At 69.3% G+C, this 24,205-nt stretch carries 13 protein-coding genes; 9 read left to right on the top strand and 4 right to left on the bottom strand.

Going from position 1 to position 24,205, the window contains the following annotated elements:
• Window positions 1–49: 49 nt before the first annotated feature.
• Together MMG85_RS02010 and MMG85_RS02005 are read right to left on the bottom strand one after the other, a co-directional pair.
• On the bottom strand, window positions 50–469 hold the full coding sequence (locus MMG85_RS02010) for a DNA polymerase III subunit chi (protein ID WP_241044452.1): 420 nt from the start codon (window positions 467–469) through the stop codon (window positions 50–52).
• 115 nt (window positions 470–584) lie between these two features.
• Window positions 585–2,060 carry a leucyl aminopeptidase gene (locus MMG85_RS02005; RefSeq protein ID WP_241044451.1) on the bottom strand — a complete coding sequence of 492 codons (1,476 nt, stop codon included), beginning with the start codon at window positions 2,058–2,060 and terminating at the stop codon, window positions 585–587.
• Between the two features lie 129 nt (window positions 2,061–2,189).
• Here MMG85_RS02005 and lptF point away from each other — a divergent pair, with 129 nt between their 5' ends.
• Together lptF and lptG are read left to right on the top strand one after the other, a co-directional pair.
• Entirely contained in the window at window positions 2,190–3,269 is a 1,080-nt protein-coding gene (gene lptF, locus MMG85_RS02000; RefSeq protein ID WP_241044450.1) for an LPS export ABC transporter permease LptF, read from the top strand.
• Window positions 3,266–4,369 carry an LPS export ABC transporter permease LptG gene (lptG, locus tag MMG85_RS01995; RefSeq protein ID WP_241044448.1) on the top strand — a complete coding sequence of 368 codons (1,104 nt, stop codon included), beginning with the start codon at window positions 3,266–3,268 and terminating at the stop codon, window positions 4,367–4,369. Before lptF ends, lptG begins: the two co-directional genes overlap by 4 nt.
• Before the next feature lie 7 nt (window positions 4,370–4,376).
• Here lptG and MMG85_RS01990 read toward each other — a convergent pair whose 3' ends face one another.
• Window positions 4,377–4,847: an RDD family protein gene (locus tag MMG85_RS01990; RefSeq protein WP_241044446.1), complete on the bottom strand. Its 471-nt coding sequence runs from the start codon at window positions 4,845–4,847 to the stop codon at window positions 4,377–4,379.
• A gap of 390 nt (window positions 4,848–5,237) precedes the next feature.
• Between MMG85_RS01990 and xerD the strand changes: the two genes are divergently transcribed.
• The 5 genes from xerD to MMG85_RS01965 all read left to right on the top strand — a co-directional run bounded on the left by xerD (window position 5,238) and on the right by MMG85_RS01965 (window position 13,595).
• On the top strand, window positions 5,238–6,191 hold the full coding sequence (gene xerD, locus MMG85_RS01985; protein ID WP_241044444.1) for a site-specific tyrosine recombinase XerD: 954 nt from the start codon (window positions 5,238–5,240) through the stop codon (window positions 6,189–6,191).
• Between the two features lie 107 nt (window positions 6,192–6,298).
• Entirely contained in the window at window positions 6,299–7,129 is an 831-nt protein-coding gene (locus MMG85_RS01980) for a DsbC family protein (RefSeq protein WP_241044442.1), read from the top strand.
• Between the two features lie 78 nt (window positions 7,130–7,207).
• Window positions 7,208–11,347, top strand: a complete 4,140-nt coding sequence (gene purL / locus MMG85_RS01975) for a phosphoribosylformylglycinamidine synthase (RefSeq protein WP_241044440.1) — start codon at window positions 7,208–7,210, stop codon at window positions 11,345–11,347.
• Between the two features lie 81 nt (window positions 11,348–11,428).
• Window positions 11,429–13,141: a type II secretion system ATPase GspE gene (gspE, locus tag MMG85_RS01970; protein WP_241044438.1), complete on the top strand. Its 1,713-nt coding sequence runs from the start codon at window positions 11,429–11,431 to the stop codon at window positions 13,139–13,141.
• 4 nt (window positions 13,142–13,145) lie between these two features.
• Window positions 13,146–13,595, top strand: a complete 450-nt coding sequence (locus MMG85_RS01965) for a hypothetical protein (RefSeq protein WP_241044436.1) — start codon at window positions 13,146–13,148, stop codon at window positions 13,593–13,595.
• 66 nt (window positions 13,596–13,661) lie between these two features.
• Here MMG85_RS01965 and MMG85_RS01960 read toward each other — a convergent pair whose 3' ends face one another.
• The gene (locus MMG85_RS01960) at window positions 13,662–20,438 is read right to left on the bottom strand and encodes an ESPR-type extended signal peptide-containing protein (protein WP_241044434.1); all 6,777 of its coding nucleotides are present in this window, start codon (window positions 20,436–20,438) and stop codon (window positions 13,662–13,664) included.
• A 749-nt stretch (window positions 20,439–21,187) separates the two neighbouring features.
• Between MMG85_RS01960 and MMG85_RS01955 the strand changes: the two genes are divergently transcribed.
• Window positions 21,188–22,831, top strand: a complete 1,644-nt coding sequence (locus MMG85_RS01955) for a S8 family peptidase (protein ID WP_345778829.1) — start codon at window positions 21,188–21,190, stop codon at window positions 22,829–22,831.
• Between the two features lie 129 nt (window positions 22,832–22,960).
• A complete protein-coding gene (locus MMG85_RS01950; RefSeq protein WP_241044430.1) occupies window positions 22,961–24,175 on the top strand; it encodes a type II secretion system F family protein in 1,215 nt (404 codons plus the stop codon).
• Window positions 24,176–24,205 lie beyond the last annotated feature (30 nt).

The raw sequence follows: 24,205 nt of genomic DNA, 5'->3' as shown, positions 1-24,205 counted from the left end.
GCAACGGCAAAGGCAACATGGATTCCAGCTTGCGCTGGAATGACGGGTGTTACATGTCGTGCTTGTTCACGTCAAAGCCACGCGCCTTGTACTGCTTCCAGCGTTCGCGCAGCGGCTCGCGCGCGGACGGGTCGGCGGGTACGACTTCCAGTACGCGCTCGCAGGCGCCGGCGAAGGCGTCGTCGCGCAGGTTGATCACCAGCGCGCGCGCCGGGACGTCGACCTCGGGCGTGGCGATCAGCACGGGCGTCAGCTCGTCCTCTTCGTCACCGGCGATCTGGTGCGGGATGTAGGCGTCCGGATCGAACTCCCACAGCAACTCGTCCAGTTCCTCCGCCTGCGCGGCATCACGCGCCAGGATCAGCGTCCACTGGTTGCTGTCGTAGGCCTTGCGGGTCAGCTCGCAGACCAGCTTGAGCGGCTCCTCGAGGAAGCGCGGCTTGGCGATCAGGTAGAAGTCGGCGCGCATGGGTGCAGGGAACCGGGAACGGGGAACAGGGAATGACGATGGATCGTGGCGGAGACGATCGGGTCACGGGAAACCCTCATTCCCCTTTCCCGGCTCCCCGTTCCCGCGTTCCGCCTCATCCCGCGCGGTCCAGCAACCACTGGCTCAGCAGGCCGACCGGGCGACCGGTGGCCATGCCGCGCTTGCCTTCGTCGTTGGCCACGCCGGCGATGTCCAGGTGCGCCCAGCGCTGGCCTTCGGTGAAGCGGGCCAGGAAGCAGCCGGCGGTGATTGCGCCGGCCCAGCGGCCGCCGATGTTGTAGACGTCGGCGAAGCTGGATTCGAGCTGGGTCTGGTACTCGTCCCACAGCGGCAGGCGCCAGGCGCGGTCGAAGACGGTCTCGCCGGCGCCCAGCAGTTCGTTGCTCAGGTCGTCGTGCTTGCTCATCAGGCCGCTGGCGTAGCGGCCCAGCGCCACGATGCAGGCGCCGGTCAGCGTGGCCACGTCGACCAGGGCGGCCGGCTTGAAGCGCTCGGCGTAGGTCAGCGCGTCGCAGAGGATCAGGCGGCCTTCGGCATCGGTGTTGCCGACTTCGATGGTCTTGCCGGACATGCTGGTGATGACGTCGGACGGGCGATAGGCGTTGCCGTCGATGGCGTTTTCCACCGCCGGCACGATCACCACCAGGTTCAGCGGCAGCTTCATCTTCACGGCGGCCACGAAGGTGCCGAGGACGCTGCCGGCGCCCAGCATGTCGTACTTCATTTCCTCGATGCCGCCCTGGGTCTTCAGGTTGACGCCGCCGGTGTCGAAGGTGATGCCCTTGCCGACCAGCACGTAGGGCTTGGCGTCGGCATCGCTTGCGCCGTTCCACTTCAGCACGATCAGGTGCGGGCGGTTGACCGAGCCGCGGGCGACCGCCAGCAGCGAGCCCATGCCCAGCGCTTCCATCTGCGCTTCGTCGAGGATCTCGGCTTCCGCGCCGTTCTCCGCAGCGTACTGTTGCGCCTGTTCGGCCAGGTAGGCCGGCGTGCAGATGTTCGGCGGCAGGTTGCCCAGTTCGCGGGTGACCTGCACGCCGGCGGCGATGGCGATGCCCTGCGCCAGTGCGTCCGCATCGTCGCCGGTGATGGCGAACTGCGTCAGGCCCGGATCGTCGTTCTTCTTCTTGCCCAGCGTGGCGGTGTAACGGTAGCAGGCGTGGTCGGCAGCGATCACCGCCTGGCGGATCTTCCATGCCGCGTCGCGGTCCTTGACCGGCACGTCGGACAGGGTGAACAGCGCGCTGCGGACCGGGCCGAGCTTGAGCGCGCGGGCGGCGTCGCCCACGGCCTTCAGATACTGCGCCACGCCGAACTTGGCCGTCTCGCCCAGGCCCACCACCAGCACGCGCGGCGCGGTCACGCCGGGCAGGTCGTGCAGCAGGGTGGTCTTGCCGGTCTTGCCGCCGATGTCGCCCCGCTGCACCAGCGCCGACAGCTTGCCGCCACTGGCCGCGTCCACGGCCTGGCCGGCGGCGGTCAGGCTCTTGTCGGCGTAGGCGCCTACCACGATGCAATCGACGCCGGCCTGGGCGGGGGCTTCGTGGTTCAGGGTGAATTCCAGCGTCATTGATCAGATTCCCGGTTCATTTACGTACAATCGCGGGCCGGATGAAGGTGGCGGATGCCATCCCGGACCGCAGAGACCGCCGCCGCAGGCGCGGCGCACAAGCCCGAGATTGTAAATCAAGCCCTCCTGATGCCGAAGCTGGACCGCTACCTCTTCCGGGAATTCACCCAGAGCTTCCTGGCCACCCTGATCATCCTGCTGATGGTCAGCGTGGGCGGCGTGATGGCGGACCTGCTGGGCGACGTGGCCGACGGCAAGGTACCGGCGCGGCTGTTGCTGTCCCAGCTGGGCCTGCAGTTCCTCAACTACATGCCCTACATCATCCCGCTGGCGCTGATGCTGGGCCTGCTGCTGGCGTTTTCGCGGCTGTACCGGGATTCGGAGATGGCGGTGCTGACGGCGGCCGGCATCGGTCCGCGCCGCCTGCTGCGGCCACTGCTGATGCTGGTGGTGCCGGTGGTGGTCATCGTCGGCCTGTGCTCGCTGTGGCTGGGCCCGTGGGCGCTGCGCACGGCGCAGAACATGCTGGAACACGCCAACCGCAGCCTGGTGGTCTCCGGCTTGGATGCCGGCAAGTTCACCGTGCTGTCCAGCGGTGCGGTGGTCTATGTGAGCGCGCTGTCGCCGGATGGCACCGGGCTGAGCAAGGTGTTCATGCACCGCGCGGACGAGGGCCGCATCGACGTGGTGACGGCGAAGTCCGGGCAGATGTTCTTCGAAGGCGAGCGCAACCGTTACCTGCGGCTGGACGATGGATTCCGGGTCGAAGGGCCGGATGGCGCGGGCCTGGATTACCGGCTGATCCGCTACAAGTCCAACGAAGTGGCGCTGCCGGACCGGGCCGACACCCTGGACAAGGACGATCCCGCGCTGTTGCCGACGCCCCAACTGCTGGGCGACGCCCGTCCGCAGGCCAATGCCCAGATCCACGCCCGCCTGACTCCGCCACTGCTGGCGCTGGCCTTCGCCCTGCTGACCCTGCCGCTGTCGCGCAGTTCGCCGCGCCAGACCCGCTATGGACGGGTGATGCTGGGGTTCCTGGCCTACCTGGTGGGCATCAGCCTGATGTTCAACGGCACCCAGCTGCTGGCCGACGGCAAGCTGCCGGGTCTGGTCGGTCTGTGGTGGCTGACCCTGCCGCTGCTGGCGGGAGCCCTATGGTTCTACCTGCGTGATGGACGGCTGTCGCGGCCGCGGAGGCACGCATGAGGCTGTTGCCGCGCCTGCATGACACCTACGTGGGCCAGGTGGTCCTGGTCACCGTGCTGCTGACCTGGGCCGTGCTGGTGGGCCTGGACGTGGTGATGGCGCTGTCCGGCGAGATCGGCGACCTGGGCACCGGCAACTACACCTTCGGCCACGCGGTCGCGTGGGTGCTGTACACCGTGCCGCGCCGCGCCTACACCATGTTCCCCACGGCGGCGGTGATCGGTTCGCTGATGGGCCTGGGCCAACTGGCGGCGAGCTCCGAGCTGACCGCGCTGCGTGCGCTGGGCCTGTCGCGCCTGCGCCTGAGCGTGTCGGTCGCCGCGGCGCTGGGCATCCTGACCGTGCTGATGATGTTCAGCGGCGAGACGCTGGGCCCCTGGGGCCAGCGCCAGGCCGACGTGCTGAAGATGGCCGCGCGCACCGGCAACGTCGCAATGGACCGCTATTCCGGCGTGTGGGCGCGCGAAGGCAACACCTTCCTGTACGCGCAGAGTGGCGAAGAGAAGGACCAGGGCGGTGGCAAGGTGTCGCTGCAGCTGCGCGACGTGCGCATGTACGAACTGGCCGACGACGGGCGCCTGGCGTCCATCGCGCACGCCGCCATCGCCGAACACCTGGACGGCTACTGGCTGCTGAAGAACGTCCGCCGGACCACCTTCAAGGAGCGTTCGGCCGTGCAGACCACGGTGCTGGGCGAGCGCTGGGAGTCGGAACTGGACGCGGCCGTGCTGTCGTCCAGCCTGGTGCGTGCGCGCAACATGCCCACCCACGAGCTCAGCCAGAACATCGACTACCGCAAGCGCAACGGCCTGGACGCGCGCGATTACGAAGACCAGTACTGGGCGCGCTGGTTCTACCCGCTCAACGTGCTGGCGCTGTGCCTCGCCGCCATCCCGTTCGCCTTCGGCAGCCTGCGCAGCGGCGGCATGGGCAAGCGGCTGTTCCTCGGCATCGTGTTCGCCGTGGGCTTCTACGTGCTGCAGACCATGTTCGTGCGGTTGGCCGGTGCGTTCCGGCTCGACTACCGGCTCGCCTACGCCATCCCGCCGTTCGCCCTGCTGGGTATTTCCTGGCTGATGTTCCGGCGACGGAGCCGCTGACGCGCCGTCAGGCGCGCTTCGGCAACCGCACCATCCGCGTGCCGCTGTAGCGGTCGTGGAAGGTCAGCCGCTCGCGGTCCAGCCACGCCCACCAGAAGCCGAGCCCACCCGCGAGCGTTGACACGGTCGCCAGCGCGTAGCGGCGCCACAGCGCGGCCAGCGTCGGTGCGCTGCCGTCGGGCGCGATCACCTTCAGCCGCCACGGCCGCATGCCCAGGGTCTGCCCGCCACGCAGCCAGCTGAAGGTGGCGTACAGGCCTGCGACGCCCCAGCAGCAGGACCACAGCAGCCACCACATCAGGCTGAAGGGTTCGATGTTGTGGCGGACGTTGTCGGTGGCGACGGCGTCGATGATCACGAACGGGACTGCCGTCGCGATCCACAGTGCGATCACGGGCCAGACGTCGTAGAGCAGCGCCAGCAGGCGCCAGCCGATCAGGGCGCGGGGTTTTTCGGGCGTGGGAGCGGGATCCGTCATCGCGACAGGATACCGGCTAACCCCCGGACCCCCGGACACCTGTGGGAGCGACGTGAGTCGCGAAGGCCAAAGTCCTCGGCCCAGCCGCAGGTCAAGGATCCCGTTCGTGGTGAGCCTGTCGAACCACGCTTTTCACGGCAGAGCTGTCGGGACCTGTCGATCCTGCGCAAAGTGCGTGGTTCGACAGGCTCACCACGAACGACATCAGGGGGCGCCTGCTTGACGGCATGATGCCGTCCCTCGCGGCCTACGCCGGGAAAAGCTGCCTGTTTTCATTCCCGGGATCGTGTGGTCGCCCTTGTACCCCTTCGCCAGTGACGTCGCTCCCACACGCAGCGGGGCCATGCCCTAGTTCCCACAAGCAGCGGGTGCATCGCCTAAGCTTGCGGCATGACTGCCCGTACGCCCGCCGAACGCCGCCAGCAGGCGAGCGCCCTACCGCCCGTCCCGGACGCGGACGCCGCCGACATCGCCGCCTTCCTGGATGCGATCTGGGCCGAAAGCGGGCTGGCGCGGCCATCGCTGGACAGCTACCGGCGCGACCTGGAGGGCTTCGCCCGCTGGCGCAACGGACGCGAGGGTGGCCTGGCCGCTGCGGATCGCCCGGCCCTGTTCGACTACCTGGCCTGGCGCACGCGCGAGGGTTACTCGCCGCGCAGCAATGCGCGCCTGCTGTCGGCCCTGCGCGCCTTCTTCGCTCATCGCCTGCGCCGTGGCCAGCGCCGCGACGATCCCACCGCGCTGCTCGATCCGCCGCGCCTGCCACGATCGTTGCCCAAGGCGCTGGCGGAAACCGAGATCGATGCGCTGCTCGCCGCGCCCGACACCGCCACGCCGCTGGGCCTGCGCGACCGCGCCATGCTGGAACTGATGTACGCCGCCGGCCTGCGGGTCAGCGAACTGGTCACGTTGCCCGCCACCGCGGTCAACCTGCGGCAGGGCGTGCTGCGGGTCACCGGCAAGGGCAGCAAGGACCGGCTGGTGCCGCTGGGCGAGGAATCGCAGCACTGGCTGGAAACCTACCTGGCGCAGTCGCGGCCGGCGCTGGCCGGCAAGCGCAGCGTGCCGTTCCTGTTCCTGGGTACCACCGCCGAACCCCCATCCCGACAACAGTTCTGGGGTCTGGTGAAGCGCTACGCCGCGGCGGCCGGCATCGACCCGGTCCGCATCAGTCCGCACGGGCTGCGGCACAGCTTCGCCACCCACCTGCTCAACCGCGGCGCCGACCTGCGCGCGCTGCAACTGCTGCTGGGCCACAGTTCGCTGTCGACGACGCAGATCTACACGCTGGTGGCGCGCGAGCACCTGAAACAGCTGCACGGCCGCCACCATCCGCGGGCATGAGCCGGCGCGCGCAGCAGGCCGGTTAAGCCGCCTGCCCGCCGGCCTGTGCCAGAATCCCCGCCTGTTCCTGCCAGCCTGCCGCCCTGCGGCCTATCCGGATGCCCTTGATGCCCCGCCTGATCACCGCCGCCCTGCTGGGTGCCCTCAGCCTGTCCGCCTGCGCCCAGGCCCCGCAACCGCCGGCCAAGGGCGAGGCCGCCGCGGCCACGCCGGCGCCCCAGTTCAAGCCCGGGCAGGGGGCCACCGCCGACGAGCGCGCCCGCTCTGCCGTGGCCCAGCTCAACCCGCGGGCCAAGGTCGACTACGTGGGCGCCGCGCCGCTGCCGGGGTTCCGCGAGGTCATCGCCGGCGGGCAGCTGCTGTACATCAGCGATGACGGCCGCTACCTGATGCAGGGCGCGGTGATCGACCTGCAGCAGCAGGAAGACGTGATGCAGAACAGCGCCGCGCTGGCGAAGTACCGCACCCAGCTGATCGCCACCATCCCGCACAGCGAAAAGATCGTCTTCGCGCCGCCGAACGCCAAGTACACGGTCACCGTGTTCACCGACATCGAATGCGGCTATTGCCGCAAGCTGCACGAGGAAATCGCCGAGATCAACCGGCAGGGCATCGCGGTGGAATACCTCGCGTTCCCGCGCATGGGCCTGGGCAGCCAGGACCACAAGGACATGATCTCGGTCTGGTGCGCCCCCGACCGCAAGCGCGCACTGACCGACGCCAAGGCCGGCAAGTCGATCGCCTCGCGCGACTGCAAGAACCCGGTGACCATGGAGTTCGACGTCGGCCAGCGCATCGGCGTCAGCGGCACCCCGGCCATCTTCTCGGCCGAGGGCGTCCAGCTGGGCGGCTACCTGCCGCCGGCCGCCCTGCGGGCCAAACTGGACGAACTGGCCGCGAAAAGGGCCCCGGCCGCCGCCGCCGGCGCCGCTCCCTGACCCGAACGAAGCCGGCCCCGCGCCGGCTTCGCTACAATAGCGGGCCCTGTCTGACGGCACGCCCCCACGGTTCCGGACATGATCGTCCTCGAAGGCCAACCGGCCTTGTCGCACTTCCGCCGCGCGCGGCTCGAATCCAGGCTCCAGTCGATTGCATCCGATGTTCGCATCCGCGGCGCCTGGCACGTCTATTTCATCGAACCCGAGGCCGGCGCCACGCCGGACCTGGCCACGCTGCGCCGCATCCTGCAGGCCAACGTGCAGGACGAGCCACTGGCCGAGGGGGCGGTGTCGCGCTTCGTCACCCCGCGCCTGGGCACGCTGTCGCCCTGGGCCAGCAAGGCCACCGAACTGCTGCGCGGCGCCGGCCAGCCGGTGAAGCGCGTCGAGCGCGGGATGCGCATCGATCTGGAAGGCTGGAACGAAGCCTCGCCCGCGCTCGCCAGGGCGCTGCACGACCCGATGACGCAATCGCTGCTGTCCACGCGCGAGCAGGCGTCGGCGCTGTTCACCGCCCCGGCGCGTGGCGAGCTGGAACGCATTCCGCTGGCGCAGCTGGAAGCCGCCAACCGCCGGCTGGGCCTGGCGCTGGCCGACGACGAGATCGACTACCTGCGCGAGCGCTACACCGAACTGGGCCGCGATCCGTCGGACGTCGAGCTGATGATGTTCGCGCAGGCGAATTCCGAGCATTGCCGCCACAAGATCTTCAATGCCAGTTGGACCATCGACGGCAAGGACCAGGACCGGTCGCTGTTCCGGATGATCAAGCACACCCACGCGCAGACGCCGGAGCACACGCTCAGCGCGTACAGCGACAACGCGGCGGTGGTGGAGGGTTATCCGGCGGCGCGCTTCCGGCCCGACGGCAGCGGCCAGTACCGCCTCGAAGCGACCCTGGATTCGGCGTTCTGCATCAAGGTGGAAACCCACAACCACCCGACCGCGATCGCACCGTTTCCCGGCGCCAGCACCGGCGCCGGTGGCGAGATCCGCGACGAGGGCGCGACCGGCCGCGGCGGCAAGCCGAAGGCCGGCCTGACCGGCTTCTCGGTCTCTCACCTGCGCATCCCCACGCTGCCGCAGCCCTGGGAGGCACCGCGCGCGCTGAACCCGCGTATGGCGCCGGCGCTGGAGATCATGCTGGACGGCCCGCTGGGCGGCGCGGCGTTCAACAACGAATTCGGCCGGCCCAACCTGCTGGGCTACTTCCGCAGCTTCGAGCTGCCCGAAGGCGAGGGCCTGACCCGCGCCTACGACAAGCCGATCATGCTGGCCGGCGGACTGGGCGCGATCGACCGCATCCAGGTGGAGAAGAAGACCCTGTCGCCCGGCGATGCGGTGATCGTGCTCGGCGGCCCGGCCATGCTGATCGGCCTGGGCGGCGGCGCCGCCAGTTCGGTCGCCTCCGGCGAGAGTGCCGAAGAGCTCGACTTCGCCAGCGTGCAGCGCGACAACCCGGAGATGGAGCGCCGCTGCCAGGAGGTCATCGACCGCTGCGTGGCGATGGGCGAGAACAACCCGATCCTGTGGTTCCACGACGTCGGCGCGGGCGGCCTGTCCAATGCCATTCCCGAACTGCTGCACGACTCCGGCGTGGGCGGCGTGATCGACCTGGGCAAGGTGCCCAGCGACGATCCCTCGCTGTCGCCGATGCAGCTGTGGTGCAACGAATCGCAGGAGCGCTACGTGCTGGGCGTGCCGCAGGCGCGGCTGGCCGAGTTCGCGGCGATCTGCGAGCGCGAGCGGTGCCCGTTTGCGGCGGTGGGCGTGGCGACGAAGGAAGAGCGGTTGGTGGTGGGGTATGGCGCGCTGTCAGACCCTTCCCTTCTCCCCTCGGGAGAAGGTGCCCGAAGGGCGGATGAGGGTGCGACGGAGTCGGGAGCACAGCACGTCGCGGACTTTGCAGCGTCCGCTGACTCCTCCCTCCGTACTTCCTCGCCGAACCCTCACCCCAACCCCTCTCCCACAGGGAGAGGGGCTTATCCCATCGACCTGCCGATGGACGTGCTTTTCGGCAAGGCGCCGAAGATGCATCGCGACACCGGCTACCCGGAGGCGCCGAAGTGGCCTGCCCTGCAGACCGAAGGCCTGGACCTGCGCGAAGCCGGTCTGCGCGTGCTCGCGCATCCGACGGTGGCGTCCAAGCAGTTCCTGATCACCATCGGCGACCGCAGCGTCGGCGGCCTGACCGCGCGCGACCAGCTGGTGGGCCCGTGGCAGATGCCGGTCGCCGATTGCGCGATCACGCTGACGGGCTACGAAGGTTATGTGGGCGAAGCGATGGCGATCGGCGAACGCACGCCGCTGGCGCTGCTCGATGCCGCCGCCGCCGCGCGCATGGCCGTCGGTGAAGCGATCACCAACCTCTGCGCGGCGCCGGTCGAATCGCTGCACCGGGTGAAGCTGTCCGCCAACTGGATGGCCGCTGCCGGCCACCCGGGCGAAGACGCGCTGCTGTTCGATGCGGTGAAGGCCGTCGGCATGGAACTGTGCCCGGAGCTGGACATCAGCATCCCGGTCGGCAAGGACTCGCTGTCGATGCAGGCGCAGTGGCAGGTCGGGAATCGGGAATCGGGAATCGGGAGTGGGCAGAAGCAGGAAGCGTCGGCCACCGGAGATGTCGCTTCTTCCATTCCCCGTTCTCCACTCCCCATTCCCGGCGAAACGCACAAGTCAGTGTCGCCGGTGTCCCTCATCATCAGCGCCTTCGCGCCCGTCACCGACGTACGCCAGCAACTGACGCCGCTGCTGTCGCGCGAAGACGACAGCGAGCTGTGGCTGATCGGTCTGGGCGCGGGCAAGAAGCGCCTGGGCGGTTCGGTGCTGGCGCAGGTGTATCCGCATTCCGGTGGCGACGGTGTCTGGCCGGCGTTCGCCGGGGATGGCCGTGACGAAAGCGTGCCGGATCTCGACGATCCGCAGCGCCTGCGCGACTTCTTCCACCTGATCGCCGATGCGCGCGAATCGGGTCTGCTGCTGGCCTACCACGACCGCAGCGACGGTGGTGCGTTCGCCGCGCTGTGCGAAATGGCGTTCGCTTCGCATCGCGGCTTGGACATCAACCTCGACGGCTGGGGCGACGACGCCTTCCGCACGCTGTTCGCCGAAGAACTCGGCGCGGTGGTTCAGGTGGCGGACGAGGATCGTGCCGCATTCGCCGACCTGGTCGAGCGTCATGCGCTGACCGAATGCGCACAGCGCATCGCGCGCCCGACCACGGCGTCGGTGGTGCGCGTGCAGCAGGATGGCGAGGTGCTGGCCGAGTGGCGCTGGGAAGAGCTGTTCGATGCCTGGTGGTCGGTCACGCATGCCATGCAGAGGCTGCGCGACAACCCGGACGCTGCCGACGAAGAACGTGAGACCGCGCGCCAGTTCGGTCGCACGGGCCTGAAGCCGAAGCTGTCCTTCGACGCCGGCGACGATGTCGCCGCGCCGTTCATCGCCACCGGAAAGCGCCCGAAGGTCGCGATCCTGCGCGAGCAGGGCGTCAACGGCCAGATCGAGATGGCGTCGGCCTTCGCGCGCGCCGGCTTCGACGCCTTCGACGTGCACATGAGCGACCTGATCAGCGGCCGCGTGGCGCTGGACGGCTTCAGCGGCCTCGCCGCGTGCGGCGGTTTCAGCTACGGCGACGTGCTGGGCGCCGGCCGGGGCTGGGCGACCTCGATCCTGGAGCGCAGCGCATTGCGTGATGCGTTCGCGGCGTTCTTCGCCCGCGCCGACACGTTCTCGCTGGGCGTCTGCAACGGCTGCCAGATGATGAGCCAGCTGAAGGACATCATCCCAGGTGCGCAGCACTGGCCGGTGTTCCTGCGCAACCAGAGCGAGCAGTTCGAGGCGCGCGTGGCGCTGCTGGAAGTGCAGGACTCGCCGTCGGTGTTCTTCCGTGGCATGGCGGGCTCGCGCATCCCGGTGGCGGTGGCGCACGGCGAGGGCCGCGCCGCGTTCGCCGGCGCGGTCGACCAGACCGCCGCACGGACGGCGTTGCGCTACGTGGATGGCGATGGCGCGGTGGCGACCACGTATCCGCTGAATCCGAACGGTTCGCCCGACGGCATCGCCGGCCTGACCAGCGACGACGGCCGCGCGACCATCCTGATGCCGCATCCGGAGCGCACCCCGCGCAGCGTCAACCACAGCTGGCATCCGGCCGGCTGGCCGGACGACTCGCCGTGGCTGCGGATGTTCCGCAACGCGCGGGTCTGGGTGGGATGAGCACGATGGCCCGCGATGCGTCGCGGGCCACGCCGGGCGAATGCGCCACCTGATACAGTCCGGGCCTTGCAGGAGGCCTCCGTGAACGCAGCCGTATCCGACCCCACGCTGTCCGACGACGAACGCATCGTCGCCGCCCTGCTGGCCCGCGGGCGGCTGAAAGAGGCCGACCTGGCGCGGGCGCGGCGGTTGCAGGAAGAGGCCGGTGGCGGCCTGCTGGCGTTGCTCTCGCGGCTGGGCCTTGTGTCCGAACGCGATCACGCCGAAACCGCGGCCGACGTGCTCAAGCTGCCGTTGGTGGTGGCCAAGGACGCGCCGGATGTGCCGCCGGAATCGGTGGTGCTGTCGCTGCGCTTCCTCAAGCAGTTCCATGTCTGCCCGGTGGGCGAAGGCGAGGGCCACGTCGACCTGTTGATGGCCGATCCGCAGGACCACTACGCGCTCGACGCCGTGCGGCTGGCGACCGGCCGCGCGGTGCGGCCGCGGGTGGCGCTGCGGTCGGAGATCAGCGACCTGATCGAACGCTATTACGGCCAGGGCCGCAGTGCGATGGGTGCCATCGTCGAGAATGCCGATGGCGAGACCACCGCCGACCTCGACGATGTCGAGCACCTGCGCGACCTGGCCTCGGAAGCGCCGGTCATCCGCCTGGTCAACCTGGTGATCCAGCGGGCGGTCGAACTGCGCGCGTCGGACATCCACATCGAGCCGTTCGAGAATCGCCTGAAGGTGCGCTACCGCATCGACGGCGTGCTGGAGGAGGGCGAAAGCCCGCCGGCCAACCTCACCGCCGCGGTGATTAGCCGCGTCAAGATCATGGCCAAGCTCAACATCGCCGAGCGTCGACTGCCGCAGGACGGCCGCATCATGCTGCGCGTGCAGGGCAAGGAACTGGACCTGCGCGTCAGCACCGTGCCCACCGCGCATGGCGAAAGCGTGGTGATGCGCCTGCTCGACCGCGAGACGGTGGTGTTCGATTTCAAGAAGCTCGGCTTCACCGACGCCTTCCTGCCGCAGTTCCAGAAAGTGCTGGAACAGCCGCACGGCATCCTGCTGGTCACCGGCCCCACCGGGTCGGGCAAGACCACCACGCTGTATACCGCGTTGAGCAAGCTCAACACGCCGGACGTCAAGATCATCACCGTCGAGGATCCGGTCGAGTACCAGATCGAAGGCATCAACCAGATCCAGGCCAAGCCGCAGATCGGGCTCGACTTCGGCCATGCGCTGCGCAGCATCGTGCGCCAGGACCCGGACATCATCATGATCGGCGAAATGCGCGACCTGGAAACCGCGCGCATCGCCATCCAGTCCGCGCTGACCGGCCACCTGGTGCTGTCCACACTGCACACCAACAACGCGGCCGGCGGCATCACCCGCATGCTCGACATGGGCGTGGAGGACTACCTGATGACCTCCACCATCAACGGCATCCTCGCCCAGCGCCTGGTGCGCCGGCTGGAGCCGATGCATGCGGAGAAGTACGCCGCGTCGCCGGAGGAAATCGAGAAGTTCCACCTGCGCCGCTTCCAGCCGCAGGGCGAGATCTTCCTGTACCGCCCGCGCGGCTCGGCGATCGCGCCGACGGGTTACCTGGGCCGCACGACCATCGTCGAGTTCCTGGTGATGAACGACGAGGTCCGCCGCGCGATCATGCGGCACGCCGGCATGGGCGAGATCGAGCAGCTCGCGCGCGACGCCGGCATGCGCACCATGTACGAGGACGGCATCATCAAGGCGCTGTCCGGCGAGACGACCATCGAGGAAGTGCTGCGCGTGACCGAGGAGGGGTGAGGCGATGAACAGGATGCTGACCGTATGCCTGCTGGCGGCGATGTGCGCGATGCCGGTGATCGCAACGGCCGCCAAGCCTGCGCCGAAGACGCTGGCACGCGGCGACCTGCCTGGCGGGTTCGCCATCGGCAGTGGCTCGCCTTCGCTGGCACTGCAGATTGAGGTGCTCGATGGCAAGGTCACCGCATCCGCACCCGCCGGCGATGCGCCGGGCAACCTGCGTGCCGCGCGCAGCGGCGATGCCACGCAGACCACGCTGATGGTCAGCAGCACGCTGCCGGTGGCGGTCAAGTTCGACCTCTACGTGTCCGCAGACGGCGAACGGTTCGAATACGCCAGCAGCTGCGGCGTCACCCCGGGCGTGTCCTCGTTCGAGATGTGGGAGCGGCCGATCCAGGCCTTCGCGCTGGGCAATCCGCGCGTGTTGCCGAAGGGCCGCATGGCCTGCGACTGAGCCGGCGGTTTGCCTGAAAAGAAAGGGCCCGGCCATGCCGGGCCCTTCTTCGTTGCAGCCGATGATTTACAGGTCGATACCGAAACCCACGCCGGCCGACTTCTCGTCACCACTGAACGCGCCGCCGATGCTGAAGGACGCACGCTCGCCGATCGGCTTGGAATAGCCCACCGACAAGGCGTTCTCGCCGTTCTGCCAGCCCGCGCCCACGGCGACCCGTCCACGCGGACTGCGGCTGCCGGCGGCGTTGATCGCCATGTTCAACATCGCCGAGCTCATCGCGCCCATCCGGTCGAGACGACGGTCCTGCTCGGAGAAGCGACGGTCCACATCGCCGCGGAAGGCGTTGAAGTCGTCCTCAAGCGCCTTGACCTGGAAGTCGGCGTACGCCTTCGCACTGGCCAGCGTGCTCGCCGAGGACTGATCGGTATAGGACTGTGCGCTGCTGAGCGTGTTGGCGTCGCCGGCATCGGCGTAGGACGCCGCCGCGGCCGGCACGTCCGCTGCCGCGGTGGTGTCGGTCGGTGCCGCGACCGCAGGCTGGCCACTGGCCACGGCGCCGCTGCCGGCGGCATCCGTGGTGGTCGCCGTGCCGCGGGTCGGCGTCGACGCCGTGCCGCCTGTGTTGTGCGCGGATCCCGTCTCGCCGGCGACCTGGCCCTGGCTGGCCTGCGTCGGCGGTGCGGCACTCGCGGACGCCGTGGCGCCGCTGCTCGATCCGCTGTACATGCCGTACAGCTCGTTGAGCTTGGCGTCGACGGCGGTGAATGCCGCGCCCACGTTGTTGTACGACGTGCCCTGGATCGTGTAGCTCGGCGCGATGAACACGCCGCCGGAGAAACCGGCGCCGCCGCCCAGCGCACTGGCGACGAAGCTCAGCTGCGACATGTTCACCGCGTCGGTAGCCTGGGTACCGGCCGCGACGTTGGTGATCTGCCGCTCGCTGCCGGCGCTGCCGACCGACACGGTGTCCTCGCGATCGGCGACGGAATCGCCACCGATGGCCACGCTGTTGTCGGCTTCGGCGGTGGCGAGATTGCCCAGGGCGACTGAATTCACGCCCGGCGTGTAGGCGCCACCGCCGACGGCCACGGAGTAGTCGCCGGCGGCTTCGGTCGGGAGGAAACCGAAGAACGCACCACCGACCGCCACGCTGTTGTCGCCGCTGGCGATCGCGTTCGAGCCCAGCGCCGTGGCGTCGAAGTTGCTCGCCACGGCGCCGAAGCCCAGCGCGGTGGCGCTCTCCTGCGACGCCTCCGCGCCATAGCCGAACGCCGATGCGGCGAAGGCGGAGGCACTGCTGTAACTGCCGATGGCGGCCGAGCCATCGCCCGAGGCGTCGCTGCGGAAACCGTTCGCGGTGGCCTGCAGGCCCGACGCCGAACTCTCGGTGCCGGTGGCGGTGGCATAGGCGCCGGACGCGGTGGCGCCCGCACCGGTCGCGGTCGCGCCGGTATCGCTGGCCACGGCGCCCGCACCCACGGCCGTCGCATCGTCCGCCGTCGCTTCCGTGCTGGCGTAGACCGGGTTGCCGTCTTCATCCAGCAACGGGTTGCCGTCCTCATCGAACAACTGCCGTTGCCCGCCCAGCGCAATCGCACCTGCACCGGAGGCCTGCGCGCCGGCACCGTTGGCGACGCTGTTCGCACCGGTGGCGGTGGCGTTGAAGCCGGTGGCGGTCGCGCCGTCGGCCAAAGCGAACGCACCGGAGCCGGTCGCCGTCGCACCGGTGCCTTCCGCCAGCGCGGCCGAACCGGAGGCGGTCGCGTAGTCGCCGCTCGCGGTCGCATCATCGCTGCCGTCGCCCGCGCCGTTCGCCTTGAAGTAGCGCGTGGCATTCCCCGAGGCCTCGGCCACGGCGTTGAGCTGGTCCAGGTTCACCGCATCCGTGCCTTCGGTACCGGCGGCGACGTTGGTGATCTGGCGTTCGGCACCGACATCGCCGACCGACACGGTGTCGGCGCGGTCGCTCCACGAATTGGCACCGATCGCGACGCTGTTGCTCGCCTCCGCCACCGAGTTCACGCCCACCGCCACGCTGTCGTCGCCGTCGGCGTAGCTGTTGTGGCCCAGCGCGGTGCTGTACTCGCCGGTGGCCCAGGCGCCATTGCCGAAGGCCGAACCGCCGGTGCCGCTGGCACGCGTGTTGATGAGGCCGAAGAACGTGGTGCCGCCGACCGCGGTGCTTTCGTCGCCGCCCGCACTCGCACCTTCGCCCACCGCGGTGGCGCCGCTGCCGCCCGCCGCCGCGCCGTAACCGAAGGCCGAGGCGAAGTCGCCCGCCGCGCTGCTGTAACCACCCACCGTGGTGGAGGCCAGTCCGTCCGCACTGCTGCGGAAGCCGACGGCGGTGGACTGCGTCTCGGACGCCGACGCTTCCGCGCCCAGCGCGGTGGCGTAGGCACCGGACGCGTTCGCGCCCGCACCGATGGCACTGGCACCGACCTCGCCGGCGATGGCGCCTGCGCCGAGGGCGGTGGCGTCGTCGGCCGTCGCTTCCGTGCTGGCATAGACGGGATTGCCGTCTTCGTCGAGCAGCGGATCGCCGTTTTCGTCGAACAACTGACGCTGTCCACCAACGGCCACCGATCCCGCGCCAGCCGCCTGCGCACCGGCACCGTTGGCGACGCTGTTCGCGCCGGTGGCGGTGGCGTTGAAGCCGGTCGCTGTCGCGCCGTTCGCCAGCGCAAACGCCCCCGAGCCTGTTGCCGTTGCGCCGACACCCTCCGCGAATGCCGCCGAGCCGGACGCCGTGGCGTAGTCGCCGTTGGCGGTGGCATCATCGCTGCCGTCGCCCGCGCCATTGGCCTTGAAGTAGCGCGTGGCGTTCTCCGAGGCTTCCGCGACTGCATTCAACTGACCCAGATTCACCGCGTCGGTGTCCTCGGTACCCGCTGCCACGTTGGTGATCTGCCGCTCGCTGCCGGCGCTGCCGACCGAGACGCTGTCCTCGCGGTCCGCGATGGAATCGCCACCGATGGCGACGCTGTTGTCGGCTTCTGCGGTCGCAAGGTTGCCCAGTGCGACCGAGTTGACGCCCGGTGTGTAGGCACCACCGCCGACGGCCACCGAGTAATCGCCCGAGGCTTCGGTCGGGATGAAGCCGAAGAACGCACCACCGACGGCCACGCTGTTGTCGCCGCTCGCGATGGAATTGGAACCCAGTGCCGTGCTGTCGAAGTTGCTGGCCACCGCGCCGAAGCCCAGCGCCGTGGCGCTGTTGCCGCTGGCCTCGGCGCCGTAGCCGAAGGCCGAGGCACCGAAGTTTGACGCACTGCTGTAGCTGCCGATGGCGGAAGCGGCATCGTCCGACGCATCGCTGCGGAAGCCGACCGCCGTCGCCTGCGTGCCGGAGGCTGCGGCTTCGGTGCCGAGTGCGGAGGAATAGGCGCCTGACGCATTCGCACCCGCGCCGAGCGCGCTCGCACCGACCTCGCTGGCGACCGCACCTGCACCAAGTGCGGTGGCATCGTCCGCCGTCGCTTCGGTGCTGGCATAGACCGGATTGCCATCTTCATCGAGCACGGGATCGCCGTTCTCGTCGAACAGCTGACGCTGGCCGCCCAGCGCAATCGCACCTGCCCCGGACGCTTGCGCGCCGGCACCATTGGCGATGCTGTTCGCACCGGTGGCGGTGGCGTTGAAGCCGGTCGCCGTCGCACCGTTCGCCAGTGCGAACGCGCCGGAGCCGGTCGCGGTCGCGCCCACGCCTTCGGCCAGTGCGGAAGAACCGGATGCCGTGGCGTAGTCACCGTTGGCCACCGCGTCGTCGGTGCCGTCATTGGCGCCATTGGCCTTGAAGTAGCGCGTCGCATTCTCCGAGGCTTCCGCCACGGCGTTGAGCTGGTCGACGTTGACCGCATCCGTACCCTCGGTACCCGCCGCCACGTTGGTGACCTGCCGTTCGCTGCCCACGTCACCGACGGAGACCGTGTTGTCGCGGTCCGCGGTCGAGTTGGCGCCGAGCGCCACGCTGTTGTCGCCCAGCGCCGTGCTGTAGAAGCCGACCGCCGTGCTGTTGTCGCCGCTGGCCCAGGATTCCGCACCCAGCGCGGTGGCGTAGTCGCCCGGCGCATAGGAGAAGAAGCCCGCCGCCGTGCTTTCCAGTCCGGAGGCTTCGGCCAGGCTGCCGGCCGCCAGGCTGTAGTCGCCGGCCGCGATCGCACCGGCACCGAACGCCGCGGCACTGAAGCCGCTGGCCTGCGTGTAGACCAGGAAGCCGAAACCGGGAATCAGGTCCGCCGGTCCGCCGACGGCCACGCTGTAGTCGCCGGTGGCGCCGCTGGCATGGCCGAAGCTGGAGGCATAGGCACCGCTCGCCGCGCTGCCGTAACCGAAGGCGGAACTCGCTTCGCCGCTGGCCTCGCTGAGCACGCCGAACGACGAACTGCCGAGTCCCGACGCCAGGCTGCCCGAGCCGACAGCCGTGGCCCCCAGGCCGGACGCCACGGTGTTGACGGTGATCGGATTGCCATCGGCATCAAAGGCATCCACCTGCCCGCCGATGGCGATGCTGGATTCCCCGCTGGCTTCGGCACTGCTGCCGTTGGCGACGCTGTTGTTGCCGGTTGCGGTGGCGTTGAAGCCGGTCGCCGTGGCGCCGTCTGCCAGGGCAAACGCACCCGAGCCCGTTGCCGTTGCGCCGACACCTTCGGCGAATGCCGCCGAGCCGGACGCCGTGGCGTAGTCGCCATTGGCGGTGGCATCGTCGGTGCCATCGCCTTCGCCGTTCGCCTTGAAGTAGCGGGTGGCGTCTTCGGACGCTTCGGCGACGGCGGTCAACTGATCGAGATTGACGGCATCGGTGCCTTCCGTGCCCGCCGCCACGTTGGTGATCTGCCGCTCGCTGCCGGCGCTGCCGACCGAGACGCTGTCCTCGCGGTCGGCGATGGAGTCGCCACCGATGGCGACGCTATTGTCGGCTTCGGCCGTCGCAAGGTTGCCCAGCGCGACCGAGTTGACGCCCGGTGTGTAGGCGCCACCACCGACGGCCACGGAGTAGTCGCCGGAGGCCTCGGTCGGAATGAAGCCGAAGAACGCACCGCCGACGGCGACGCTGTTGTCGCCGCTCGCGATGGAATTGGAACCCAGCGCCGTGCTGTCGAAGTTGCTGGCCACCGCGCCGAAGCCCAGCGCCGTGGCGCTGTTGCCGCTGGCCTCGGCGCCGTAGCCGAAGGCGGACGCGCCGAAGTTGGACGCGCTGCTGTAGCTGCCGATGGCGGAAGCGGCATCGTCCGACGCATCGCTGCGGAAGCCGACCGCCGTCGCCTGCGTGCCGGAGGCTGCGGCTTCGGTGCCGAGTGCGGAGGAATAGGCGCCTGACGCATTCGCCCCCGCGCCGACGGCACTCGCACCGACCTCGCTGGCGACCGCACCTGCACCAAGTGCGGTGGCATCGTCCGCCGTCGCTTCGGTGCTGGCATAGACCGGATTGCCGTCTTCATCGAGCACAGGATCGCCGTTCTCGTCGAACAACTGACGCTGGCCGCCCAGGGCGATAGAGCCTGCGCCGGACGCTTGTGCGCCGGCACCATTGGCGACGCTGTTCGCACCGGTGGCGGTGGCGTTGAAGCCGGTCGCCGTCGCGCCATTCGCCAACGCAAACGCGCCGGAGCCGGTCGCGGTCGCGCCCACGCCTTCGGCCAGTGCGGCAGAGCCGGACGCGGTGGCGTAGTCACCGCTCGCCACTGCATCGTCCGTACCATCATTTGCGCCATTGGCCTTGAAGTAGCGCGTGGCGTTCTCCGAGGCTTCCGCCACGGCGTTGAGCTGATCGACGTTCACCGCATCGGTGCCCTCGGTGCCCGCCGCCACGTTGGTGATCTGCCGTTCGCTGCCGCCGCTGCCGACCGATACCGTGTCTTCGCGGTCGGCGACGGAATCGCCGCCTAGCGCCACGCTGTTGTCGGCGCTGGCCGAGGCCAGGTTGCCGATGGCGGTCGCGTTCGTGCCCGGCGCCCACGCGCCGCCGCCGACCGCGGTCGAGAAATCGCCCGACGCTTCGGTCGGCAGGAAGCCAAGCAGCGATCCGCCCACCGCCACGCTGTTGTAGCCGGTGGCGAGGGAGCCGGAGCCGAGCGCAGTGCTGTCGCCGCCACTGGCCTCGGAACCATAGCCGACCGCCGTGTCGAAACCGCCCGAGGCATTGGCGAATCCGCCGACCGCCACGGTCGCCACGCCGCTCGCCGTGCTCGTGTGGCCGGCGGCCAGCGACTGCGTGCCCGTTGCCGAGGACGCACTGCCGAACGCGCCCGCATACGCACCCGTCGCGCTGCTGCCCGTGCCCACGGCGCTCGCGCCCGCACCCGTCGCGTTGGCCTGCGTGCCGACGGCGGTGGCATCCGTGCCGGTCGCGTTGCTCTGGCTACCCAGCGCCGTCGCGCCCTGCGCGGTCGCGCTGCTGTCGTAGCCCACGGCGGTCGCGTTCACGCCCTTGGCTTCGGCATGACCGCCGACCGCAGTGGCGCCGGCTTTGTTGGCGATGCTCTTGTAGCCCACCGCGACCGCATGGCGGCCGGACGCATCGACACCGTCACCGCAGGACACCGCATTCTCGCCGGGCCGTCCATCGATGATGGGATTGCCGCGCGCATCCGTGCAGAAGGCCGGACCCGTTCCGATCTGTGGCTTGTCGTTCTGCGGCTTGCCTTTCTGCTTGTCGTGCGCGAATGCCGCGCCGGACGACACGCAGGCCAGCAGCGCGGTGGCCAACAGCGTCACGCCCAGGCGCGCACGCACGGGCGCGCCGGACGACAGCACGCCATGCGCACGCCGCGCGAACTCCGAGGCCACCACCAGCATGCCGAGGGAAGGGTTCCACACCTTGCGGTAAATCCTGTTCATCGATCACGTCCTTCATTCTGTGTTTTCGGGGGAATACGACAGCACCCGGGCCTTCAGGCGGCACGGGGATTCGAGGCGGACTGCTCAGGGAAACAGACAGCGCGGCCTGCGACAGGGGAGACGCAGGGCCGGGTCGCACGAAGCAACGGAAGCGAGGGGGAAGGATGTGCGGACATCGAACGGCAACACCGGGGTGTGCTGCCGCAGGCGCAGGAAACACGACGCGGAGGCGGCGCGAAAAAGACGTGCTTGTGGAGGTGCGAAACAGAAAGACGCTTCGCCGAAAAACAATTCCCGCATTCCCCATCCCCTCATCCCGAGATGATGCAAAACAACTCCGTGTGATCGAACACTACATCCGCGTTGTGCAATTTGCGAGAGATTTGCTACGTTCGACCCAGCGCGACGAAACAGCTGAAAACAAGGCGTTAAAGCCATGTGCAGAGGGTGTATGCGCTGCGTGAAGAGTGTCGTGGCAGGTAAACAGGGGTACCTGCACGCACCGCTTGAAAGGGAAGTCGCAAGTCATTGAGTACGCACGTTGTAAACGCGTTAACCAGTTCGTTCATCCTTGTAGACATGGAGCAGGTCAAGTGAATTCAAATTCCTCATACCGTTGTTCGCGTCGTCGCCCCCTCGTTGCTGCACTCGCCGCAATCGTCGCTTTCGGAGCCTTCGCCGGCGCCGCATCGGCCGGCGATGTCAGTCAGGCCGGTCTGCGCGACGGCGAAACCTACGATCGTTTCATCGTGAAGTACCGCGATGGCAGCACGGCGCGCACCAGCAGCGCCACGCTGCAGCGCTCATTGCTGGGCGCGGTATCGCGCGCGGCACTGGGTCCGTCGAACGGCAAGGCCGTCAGTGCGGCGAAGCTGCGCCGCCTCGGCATCGGTGCGGAACTGGTCAAGACCTCGCGCAAGCTGGATCGCGTGGAAGCCGAGAGCCTGCTGCGCCAGTTGGCGACCGATCCCGATGTGGAGTTCGTCGAGGTGGATGCGCGCCGCTATGCGCGCCTGGTCCCCAACGACACCTACTACAACCAGTATCAGTGGCACTTCAAGGATCCGGTCGGCGGCATCAACCTGCCGGCCGCCTGGGACGAGGCGACCGGTGCAGGCGTCGTGGTCGCGGTGCTGGATACCGGCATCACCGCGCACAGCGACATGGATGCCAACATCCTGCCGGGCTACGACTTCATCAGCGACACCTTCGTTTCCCGCGACGGCGACCTGCGCGATGCCAACCCGCAGGACGAGGGCGACTGGAACCCGGTCGCGGGCGAGTGCTATGCCGGCTCGCCGGTGCAGGACAGCAGCTGGCACGGCACGCATGTCGCCGGCACCGTCGCCGAGGTCAGCAACAATGCCAAGGGCATGGCCGGTGGCGCGTTCGACGCCAAGATCGTGCCGGCGCGCGTACTGGGTCGCTGCGGCGGTTACACCTCCGACATTTCCGATGCGGTGATCTGGGCCTCCGGCGGCACCGTCGCCGGCGTGCCGGCCAATGCCAACCCCGCGGAAGTCATCAACCTCAGCCTCGGCGGTACCGGGGCCTGCAGCGCGGCGGAACAGAACGCCTTCAACATCGCCATCGCCAACGGCAGCACGGTGGTGGTTGCGGCGGGCAACGACGCGAGCAACGTCACCGGTTTCTCGCCCGGCAACTGCGCCGGTGTCATCACCGTCGGCGCGACGCGCATCACCGGCGGCATCGCCTCGTATTCCAACTACGGCACGCGCGTGGACATTTCGGCGCCGGGTGGCGGCGGCAGCGTCGACGGCAACCCGGGTGGTTACGTGTGGTCGGCCGGCAATGCGGGCACCACCGTGCCCACCACCGAGACCTACTTCGGCCTGGGCGGCACGTCGATGTCGGCGCCGCACGTGGCGGCGGTGGTCGCGCTGATGCAGAGCGTCGCCGAGACGCCGTTGACGCCGGCGCAGGTGCTGGCCACGCTGAAGGCGACCGCGCGTCCGTTCCCGGTGGCGCCGCCGGCCAACCGGCCGATCGGCGTCGGCATCGTCAATGCGGCGGCTGCGGTGCAGGCAGTCATCGGCGGCGGCGAGCCGCCCACCGCGACGCCGCTGACCAACAACGTGGCGGTCGGTGGCAACACCGGCGCGAAGGACGCGGTGGTGCAGTACGCGCTGGTGGTACCGGCCGGCGCCACCAACCTGTCGTTCATCAGTTACGGCGGCAGCGGCAATGCCGATGTCTACGTGAAGTTCGGCAGCGCGGCCACGGCGACCAGCTACGACCTGCGGTCGGCGCGGCCGGGCAACAACGAGGTGATCAACATCGCCAGTCCGCAGGCGGGCACGTACTACGTGTCGCTGGTGGGCAAGACGAAGTTCGCCGGCGTCAGCGTGCGGGGCAGCTTCACCGCGCCCTGACACGAACGGCAGTGCACGGCACTGCGGCCCCGGGACACCGGGGCCGCTTCGTGTCGCGACGTGATGCCCGCCCATGACGCTGGACGGGCGAATACGGTAAGTTGGCGCATTCCCCGACCGTCCTGCCGCATGCCGCTCTACCGCTACAAGGCCCTCAACGCGCACGGTGAAATGCTGGACGGCCAGATGGACGCCGCCAGCGATGCCGAGGTCGTGGCGCGTCTGCAGGAGCAGGGACACCTGCCGGTCGAAGCCGCGCTGGCCTCCGCCGGTGGCGGCGGCAGCCTGCGGCAGCTGTGGCGGCCGAATGCGTTCGCCGGCGACCGGCTGGTGCAGTTCACCCAGCAGCTCGCCACGCTGCTCGGCGCCGGGCAGCCGCTGGACCGTGCACTGGGCATCCTGCTCGACCTGCCGGAAGACGAGAAGGCGCGGCGCGTCATCACCGATATCCGCGACGCCGTGCGCGGCGGCGCGCCGTTGTCGACGGCGCTGGACCGGCAGCATGGCCTGTTCTCGCGGCTCTACATCAACATGGTGCGCGCGGGCGAGGCGGGCGGCAGCCTGCACGACACCCTGCAGCGGCTCGGCGATTACCTGGAGCGCAGCCGCGCGCTGAAGGGGCGCGTGGTCAACGCGCTGGTGTATCCGGCCATCCTGCTGGTGGTGGTGGGCTTTGCGCTTCTGTTCCTGCTGGGCTACGTGGTGCCGCAGTTCGCGGTGATGTACGAGAGCCTGGACGTGACGTTGCCCTGGTTCACCCAGGGCGTGCTGTGGGTGGGCGCCTTCGTGCGCGATTTCTGGTTCGTGCTGATCGCGGTGCCGGCGCTGGCGCTGGTGTGGTTCGACCGCCGCCGCCGCGATGCCGCCTTCCGCGGGCGGCTGGACGCCTGGTTGCTGGGCCGGCCGCTGGTCGGGCCGCTGGTTGCACGCCTGGAGACCGCCCGGCTGGCACGCACGCTGGGCACGCTGCTGAAGAACGGCGTGCCGCTGCTCACCGCGCTGGGGATCGCCCGCAACGTGCTGGGCAACCGGGCGCTGGCGGCCGACGTGGATGTGGCCGCCGAGGACGTGAAGAACGGCCATGGCCTGTCCGCCTCGCTCGGCAAGAGCAAGCGGTTCCCGCGGCTGGCGCTGCAGATGATCCAGGTGGGCGAGGAGTCGGGTGCGCTGGACGGCATGCTGCTGAAGACCGCCGAGACCTTCGAGCAGGAAACCGCTCAGGTGCTGGACCGTATGCTGGCCGCCCTCGTCCCCGCCATCACGCTGGTCCTGGCCGCCGTGGTCGGCGTGGTCATCATCGCCGTGCTGGTCCCGCTGTACGATCTGACCGGCGCCATCAACTGAGCCTTACTGGAGAGTCCGCCACCATGTCCC

The organism is Pseudoxanthomonas sp. LH2527, assembly GCF_022539275.1.
GTDB lineage: Bacteria > Pseudomonadota > Gammaproteobacteria > Xanthomonadales > Xanthomonadaceae > Pseudoxanthomonas_A.
The sequence above is the reverse complement of the archived record's forward strand: the minus strand, read 5'-3'. Positions and strand labels throughout refer to the sequence as shown.

Bases quoted from the DNA above. Each gene is read 5' to 3' on its own strand.
- MMG85_RS02010 (WP_241044452.1), bottom strand. From the start codon at position 469: ATGCGCGCCGACTTCTACCTGATCGCCAAGCCGCGCTTCCTCGAGGAG.
- MMG85_RS02005 (WP_241044451.1), bottom strand. From the start codon at position 2,060: ATGACGCTGGAATTCACCCTGAACCACGAAGCCCCCGCCCAGGCCGGC.
- lptF (WP_241044450.1), top strand. From the start codon at position 2,190: ATGCCGAAGCTGGACCGCTACCTCTTCCGGGAATTCACCCAGAGCTTC.
- lptG (WP_241044448.1), top strand. From the start codon at position 3,266: ATGAGGCTGTTGCCGCGCCTGCATGACACCTACGTGGGCCAGGTGGTC.
- MMG85_RS01990 (WP_241044446.1), bottom strand. From the start codon at position 4,847: ATGACGGATCCCGCTCCCACGCCCGAAAAACCCCGCGCCCTGATCGGC.
- xerD (WP_241044444.1), top strand. From the start codon at position 5,238: ATGACTGCCCGTACGCCCGCCGAACGCCGCCAGCAGGCGAGCGCCCTA.
- MMG85_RS01980 (WP_241044442.1), top strand. From the start codon at position 6,299: ATGCCCCGCCTGATCACCGCCGCCCTGCTGGGTGCCCTCAGCCTGTCC.
- purL (WP_241044440.1), top strand. From the start codon at position 7,208: ATGATCGTCCTCGAAGGCCAACCGGCCTTGTCGCACTTCCGCCGCGCG.
- MMG85_RS01965 (WP_241044436.1), top strand. From the start codon at position 13,146: ATGAACAGGATGCTGACCGTATGCCTGCTGGCGGCGATGTGCGCGATG.
- MMG85_RS01960 (WP_241044434.1), bottom strand. From the start codon at position 20,438: ATGAACAGGATTTACCGCAAGGTGTGGAACCCTTCCCTCGGCATGCTG.
- MMG85_RS01950 (WP_241044430.1), top strand. From the start codon at position 22,961: ATGCCGCTCTACCGCTACAAGGCCCTCAACGCGCACGGTGAAATGCTG.